General features: G+C 70.8%; 5 protein-coding genes. 2 read left to right on the top strand and 3 right to left on the bottom strand.

The features are described from left to right. Positions 1 to 235: 235 nt before the first annotated feature. Complete coding sequence (gene secD, locus BFF76_RS24285; protein ID WP_065849065.1) at positions 236 to 2,530, top strand: protein translocase subunit SecD; 2,295 nt, start codon at positions 236 to 238, stop codon at positions 2,528 to 2,530. A gap of 205 nt (positions 2,531 to 2,735) precedes the next feature. Beyond that, positions 2,736 to 3,041: a 4a-hydroxytetrahydrobiopterin dehydratase gene (locus BFF76_RS24280; protein ID WP_031089811.1), complete on the top strand. Its 306-nt coding sequence runs from the start codon at positions 2,736 to 2,738 to the stop codon at positions 3,039 to 3,041. Positions 3,042 to 3,120: 79 nt separating this feature from the next. Here BFF76_RS24280 and BFF76_RS24275 read toward each other — a convergent pair whose 3' ends face one another. The 3 genes from BFF76_RS24275 to BFF76_RS24265 all read right to left on the bottom strand — a co-directional run bounded on the left by BFF76_RS24275 (position 3,121) and on the right by BFF76_RS24265 (position 7,015). Beyond that, positions 3,121 to 3,957, bottom strand: a complete 837-nt coding sequence (locus BFF76_RS24275) for an aldo/keto reductase (RefSeq protein ID WP_031089813.1) — start codon at positions 3,955 to 3,957, stop codon at positions 3,121 to 3,123. A gap of 136 nt (positions 3,958 to 4,093) precedes the next feature. Then, positions 4,094 to 5,893: an AMP-dependent synthetase/ligase gene (locus BFF76_RS24270; protein ID WP_065849064.1), complete on the bottom strand. Its 1,800-nt coding sequence runs from the start codon at positions 5,891 to 5,893 to the stop codon at positions 4,094 to 4,096. A gap of 228 nt (positions 5,894 to 6,121) precedes the next feature. Continuing rightward, positions 6,122 to 7,015 (bottom strand): LysR substrate-binding domain-containing protein, encoded by an 894-nt coding sequence (locus BFF76_RS24265; protein ID WP_065849063.1) that lies wholly within the window; start codon positions 7,013 to 7,015, stop codon positions 6,122 to 6,124.

Genomic DNA, 7,015 nt, shown 5'->3' with positions numbered 1-7,015 from the left:
CGGCGCCCTGCCGCCGTGCCCGCCGGGCCTCACGCCCCCTCGGGGCGCCGCCGCGGGAGCAGCCGGCGTCGGTCCGTTCGTCGTCGCACGGCTCGGGGTGGCGCTGCCGGGTGTCCGGGGCCCTCCGGGGGTGAAGGCCGGTCAGCCGGCCTCTCACCGGTCCTGTCCCACAGACCTGTCGTCACGCCCTCCCCACTGAGGCCCGGGCGGACGACGCCCACTCAAGGGGATTCCCATGACTCGCGCCACCACGGTGCGAGCGGTTCTGGCTGCCGCCGTTCTGCTCGTCTCCGTGTTCATCACGCTGACCATGTCACCCAGACTCGGCCTCGACCTCCAGGGCGGCACCCGGATGGTGCTGCAGGCCAAGGACTCCAACACCGCGAAGGCCGACCGGGAGAGCACCGACCGCACACTGGAGGTACTGCGCCAGCGCATCGACTCCCTCGGTGTCTCCGAACCGACCCTGACACGCTCGGGTGAGGACCGGATCATCGTCGAGCTGCCCGACGTACAGGACCCGCGCCAGGCCGCCGACGTCATCGGCAGGACCGCGCAGCTCGGCTTCCATGCGGTCCAGGGTCCCGAAGCCGGGCAGAAGGACGGGGGACGGACGCTGCCCGACGAGCAGGGCACTCCGCTCGCACTCGGCCCGGAGCGGCTCTCCGGCGCGGGGGTCAAGGACGCCACCGCACAGTTCGACGCCCAGCAGGGCACGGGCTGGACCGTCTCGCTCGACTTCCACAAGGACGCGGGCAAGGAATGGACCCGGCTCACCGGGGACGCCGCGTGCAACCCGGCCGGGGACGAGCAGCGCCGGGTGGCGATCGTCCTCGACGAGAAGGTCATCTCCTCACCCCAGGTGGACCCGTCGGTCGGCTGCGAGGTCGGGCTGCCGTCCGGTTCCACCCAGATCACCGGGTCCTTCAGCGCCGAGGAAGCACGTGATCTCGCGCTGCTCATCAAGGGCGGCGCACTCCCCGTACCCGTCGAGATCGTCGAGCAGCGGACCGTCGGCCCGACGCTCGGTGCCGCCGCCATCGACGCGAGCGCCCGGGCCGCGCTCATCGGAGCCGCCGCCACAGCGCTGTTCATCACCTTCGTGTACCGGCTGTTCGGCGCCCTCGCCGCGCTGGCCCTCGGCGCGTACGGCGTGATCTCCTACGCCACCCTCGTCGTCCTGGGCGTCACTCTGACCCTGCCAGGGCTCGCCGGATTCGTCCTCGCCATCGGTATGGCGGTCGACGCCAACGTCCTTGTCTTCGAACGGGCTCGCGAGGAGTACGCGGGCCGGACGAGCCGCTCGCTGCGCTCCTCGCTGACGGCCGGATTCCGTAACGCGTGGAGCGCGGTCGCCGATTCCAACGTCACCACCCTCATCGCGGCCGCGCTCCTCTTCTTCCTCGGCTCCGGGCCGGTCAAGGGCTTCGGGGTCACGCTCGGCATCGGTGTGCTGGCCTCGATGTTCTCGGCGCTCGTCATCGCCCGCGCCCTCACCGAGACCGCGGCGGGCTCCCGGTTCGTCAACGACTACCGGGGCGTCAACGGCATCGCACGGCCCGGCCGCGTCCGCACCTGGCTGAACACGCGCGACTTCCAGCTGTTCCGGTCACCGCGCCGATGGCTGATGATGTCCGCCGCGCTCGTTCTGGTCGCCGTGACAGGCATCCTCGTGCGCGGCATCGACCTCGGCGTCGAGTTCACCGGAGGGCGGCTCGTGGAGTACTCCACCAGTCGCCCCGTGGACGTCGACACCGCCCGCGACACGATCGCCGCCGCGGGTTTCGAGGACGCCGAGGTCACCACCGCGGGCGACCGGGACCTCTCCGTACGCACCGGGCAACTCGACAACGACGGGGAGCACGCCCTGCGGGCCGCCCTGGCCGAGGCGGGCGGCGAGACCACCAAGGTGCGCGACGAGCTGATCGGTCCCAGCCTCGGTGACGAACTCCGGCGCAACGCCCTGATCGCCCTGGGCGTGGCCGTGTTCGTCCAACTCGCCTATCTCGCGGCACGGTTCCGGTGGACGTTCGCCGTGGCATCGGTCGGGGCCCTGGTGCACGACGTCATCATCCTGGTCGGGGCCTTCGCCTGGCTCGGACGCCCCGTCGACGGCATCTTCCTGGCCGCCCTGCTCACCGTCATCGGCTACTCCGTCAACGACTCCGTGGTGGTCTTCGACCGGGTACGGGAACTGTGGGCAGGCAGCCGTCGCACACCGGTCGCCGACGTGGCCAACCGTGCGGTGCTGCAGACCGTGCCGCGCACCGTCAACACAGGGATGGGAGCCCTGTTCATCCTCGTCGCACTCGCGGTGCTGGGCGGTGACTCCCTGGCGGACTTCGCCCTCGCCCTCCTCATCGGCATCTGTGTCGGAACGTACTCCTCCGTGATGACCGCGGTACCGGGGGCGCTTCTTCTGGAGAAGAGCAGAAAGGCACCGCCACCGGCCAGGAAGCGGGCACCGAAGCGCGGGAAGCCCGCCGGGCGGACACGCCGGGACCCCGCCGACAACGGGGCGCGCGTGTAGCGCGGGAACACGACGCGCCGGGCGGAGGCAGCTCTGCCCGGCGCGTACGGACACGATGGCGGTCGGGCTGCGTGAGGCCCGGGGCACGCTCGTACCGAAATGTCCGCATCGGCCTTGCCCCGTGTCAGGCGAGACAGCCGGCGGGCCCGCACCGTAACGTCGCGGGCACCGTCGACCGGCACCGATGTACCCCAGGAGCCTCCCCATGCCCGCAGAGCCGCTGTCCGCACACGATGTCGAGGCCGGGCTGCGTGAGCTGCCCGGCTGGCAGCTCCAGGGTGACCGGATCACCCGTACCTACCGGCTGCCCTCCCATTTCGCCGCGGCAGGGCTGACCGTCCACGTCGCCCAGATCCAGGAGGAGCTCAACCACCACTCGGATCTGACGCTGGGTTACAACACCGTGGCGCTCGCCGTGCACACGCACGACGCGGGCGGCGCCGTCACGCGGAAGGACCTCACGCTGGCCGCACGCGTCGAAGCCGTTGCCGCCGGGCACGGGGCGAAGTAGCCGCGCCGGCCACTGCTGTTCGTGAAGACGGCGGCCCCCCACCGCGCGTCCGGCGGTGGGGGGCCGGGGAACCCGGGGGTCAGGCGCCGAGGTTGAATTCGGCCGGGTCGGAGCCGAGGCGCTTGCCCTCGTCGAGCGCGGCGAACGCGGCCAGGTCGTCGGCGTCCAGTTCGAAGCCGAAGACGTCGATGTTCTCGGCGATCCGTGACGGCGTCACGGACTTCGGGATCACCACATGACCGGTCTGCAGGTGCCAGCGCAGCACCGCCTGAGCAGGGGTCCGGCCGTGCTTGTGTGCGACGGCGGCCACGGTCGGGACCTCCAGGAGGCCCTTGCCCGAGCCGAGCGGCGACCATGCCTCGGTCACGATGCCGTGCTGTGCGTGGAAGGCGCGCAACTCTGCCTGCTGGAGCTGCGGGTGCAGCTCGATCTGGTTGACCGCGGGGACCACGGAGGTCTCGCCCAGCAGACGCTCCAGATGCTCCGGGTGGAAGTTGGACACGCCGATGGCCTTCGCGCGGCCGTCGGCGAGGATCCGCTCGAAGGCCTTGTACGTGTCGACGTAGGCGTCCTTGGCCGGCACGGGCCAGTGGATCAGATACAGGTCGACGTAGTCCAGGCCCAGCTTGTCCAGCGATGCGTCGAACGCGCGCAGCGTCGAGTCGTAGCCCTGCTCGGTGTTCCACAGCTTGGTGGTGACGAACAGTTCCTCGCGGGCCACACCGGAGGCGGCGACGGCCTTGCCCGTGCCCGTCTCGTTGCCGTAGATCGCGGCGGTGTCGATGCTCCGGTACCCGGCCTCCAGGGCAGTGGCGACGGCCGTCGTGGCCTCGTCGTCCGGGACCTGCCAGACACCGAAGCCGAGCTGCGGCATCTCGAGGCCGTTGTTGAGGGTGATGGTGGGGACCTGGCTCACGAGCAGTCGATCCTTTACGTCGTCGGTTGGTACTCCCAGGAAGAACGTACGGGGGAGCCCGACCATTCCCACCTGCCCCGATCCACGGAACCGGAAGAATGTTCCACCGGTGCACGGGCGGTGGCCCCCGGCGGGTTCACCCGTAGAGGGCGTCGACCTCGGCCGAGTACGCCGTCTCGATGGCCCTCCGCTTCAGCTTGAGCGAGGGGGTGAGCAGACCGTGCTCCTCGGTGAACTGGTGCGCCAGGATTCGGAAGGTGCGGATGGACTCCGCCTGGGACACCGCCGTGTTGGCGGCGACGACCGCCCGGCGGACCTCCATCTCCAGATCGGGGTCGCGCACCAGGTCCGCGGAGGGCAGCGGCGCCCGGCCCTGCATGGCGAGCCAGTGCTCCACCGACTCGGTGTCCACGGTGACCAGGGCCGCGATGTAGGGCCGGTCGTTGCCGACGACGATGCACTGCGCGACCAGCGGATGGGCGCGTACCCGCTCCTCCAGGCCGCTCGGGGCCACGCTCTTGCCCCCGGACGTCACCAGGATCTCCTTCTTGCGTCCGGTGATGGTCAGATAGCCGTCCTCGTCCAGCGAGCCGAGGTCGCCGGTGGCCAGCCATCCGTCGTGCAGCACGGCGTCCGTGGCCTTGGGATTGCCCAGGTATCCGGAGAACACGTTGGCGCCGTGCACCCAGATCTCGCCGTCCCGGGCGATGTGCACCGTGGACCCGGGGATCGGCTGTCCGACGGTGCCGTAGCGGGTGCGCTCGGGGGGATTCGCCGTGGCCGCGGCCGTCGTCTCGGTGAGCCCGTAGCCCTCGTAGACCGTGACGCCCGCACCGGCGAAGAACAGCCCGAGCCGGCGGTCCATGCCAGAGCCGCCCGACATGGCGTGCCGCACCCGGCCGCCCATCGCCTCGCGGACCTTGCGGTAGACGACCTTGTCGAAGAACTGGTGCTGCATCCGCAGTCCGGCGGACGGCCCCGGTCCGCTGCCGAAAGACCGCTCCTCCAGCGCCTGCGCGTACTTCACCGCGATCTCGACGGCCTTGTCGAACGCCCCGGCGCGGCCCTCGGACTCGGCCTTGCGCCGTGCGCCGTTGAAGACCTTCTCGAAGATGTACGGCACCGCGAGGATGAAGGTGGGCCGGAAGGACACCAGGTCGGGCATCAGCGCCTTCGCCGACAGCTCCGGCTGGTGACCCAGCTTCACCCGCCCGCGGAGCGCCGCGATCTCCACCATGCGGCCGAAGACGTGGGCGAGCGGCAGGAAGAGCAGCGTCGCCGTCTCCTCGCCGGGCCGGGAGAGGAACACCGGATGCCAGCGGCCGACCATGGTGTCGGCCTCGAACATGAAGCTGGCGTGGGTGATCACACAGCCTTTGGGGCGACCGGTCGTGCCGGAGGTGTAGATCACCGTCGCGACCGAGTCGGGAGTGACCGCGCGGCGGTGCCGGTGGACGACCTCGTCGTCGATCTCCGCACCGGCTTCGACGAGTTCGGCCACCGCGTCGGCGTCCAGCTGCCAGAGCCGGTGCAGGTTCGGCAGCCTGTCGATCACGGAACCGATCGTCATGGCGTGGTCCTCGTGCTCGACCATCACGGCCGCGACCTCGGCGTCGTGCAGCATCCACAGGACCTGCTCGGCCGACGACGTCGGATAGATCGGGACGGACTGCGCGCCCACCGTCCAGAGGGCGTAGTCGAAGAGGGTCCACTCGTAGCGCGTGCGTGACATCAGGGCGATCCGGTCGCCGAAGCGGACGCCCTGGGCGATCAGTCCCTTGGCGAGTGCGAACACCTCGTCGCGGAACGAGGCGGCGGACACATCGTGCCATCGCCCCTCCGCGTCCTTGCGGCCGAGGGCGATCCGGTGGGGGTCCTCCTCGGCGAAGTCGAAGACGGTGTCGGCGAGACCGCCTACTTGAGGGGCAGCGGCCATGGGTGGGACAGTGAACTCACGCAATGACCTGCTCCTTGTGGCGCTCCGCACGGCGCCGCGACGCTACCTCACAGGGAGAGGCGGCGGGAGGGTCCGAAGTCTCCGGAAAAAGTGACATCTGGTCGGGGTGGCCGCAGAAATCGGGCCAGAAGGGCAAGGCTCGGGCACACTTCTGACCGTGGAGTAAGTAGCTCGGGCGGGAATCTCCACCGAATCTGTACGCGGCTCCTACGCCGAATCCGGGTGCGTCGGTATGGCCGGACCTCGGTGAAGACGGTCGCCGCCCACCAGGATCGCCGCCGCGAGGGCGTCCGCCGCCTCCTGCGCGGTGTCCCTGCGGCGCCCGTGCAGCAGGACGAAATCCACATCCCCGAGCTCCGGCAGACCCGCCCTGGACGGCACCGGCTCGAGCCCCGGCGGAATGAGCCCACGGGTGTGCGCCATCACCCCCAGACCCGCGCGCGCCGCCGCGACGAGCGCACTCAGGCTCGCACTCGTACACGCGAAGCGCCAGGCCCTGCCGTGCTCCTCCAGCACCTCCAGGGCACGCGCCCTGGTGATGCCGGGAGGCGGGTAGGCGATCAGCGGCAGGGGGCGCTCGGGGTCGATCCGCAGCCGTGGGGCACCGATCCAGACCAGGGTGTCCTGCCAGACCAGCTCGCCGTGGGTGTCCCCGGCACGGCGCTTGGCCAGCACCAGGTCGAGCCGGCCCGCCGCGAGCTGACGGTGCAGCGCGCCCGACAGCTCCACCGTCAGCTCCAGCTCGACCTCGGGATGCTCCCGCCGGAAGGACTCCAGGATCTCCGGCAGCCGGGTCAGCACGAAGTCCTCGGAAGCCCCGAAGCGCAGCCGCCCGCGCAGCCGGGTGCCCGTGAAGAACGCCGCCGCGCGCTCGTTGGCCTGCAGGATCGTCCGGGCGAAGCCCAGCATGGCCTCGCCGTCCGCGGTGAGACCGACCCGGTGCGTGTCCCGGCTGAACAGCTGGCGGCCGGCCTCCGACTCCAGCCGGCGGACGTGCTGGCTGACCGTGGACTGCCGTACACCCAGCCGGCGTGCCGCCTGGGTGAAGCTCAGGGTCTGGGCGACGGCCATGAAGGTGCGGAGCTGGACGGGGTCGTACAT

This window comes from Streptomyces mutomycini, assembly GCF_001700505.1.
GTDB classification, from domain to species: domain Bacteria; phylum Actinomycetota; class Actinomycetes; order Streptomycetales; family Streptomycetaceae; genus Streptomyces; species Streptomyces mutomycini.
The sequence above is the reverse complement of the archived record's forward strand: the minus strand, read 5'-3'. Positions and strand labels throughout refer to the sequence as shown.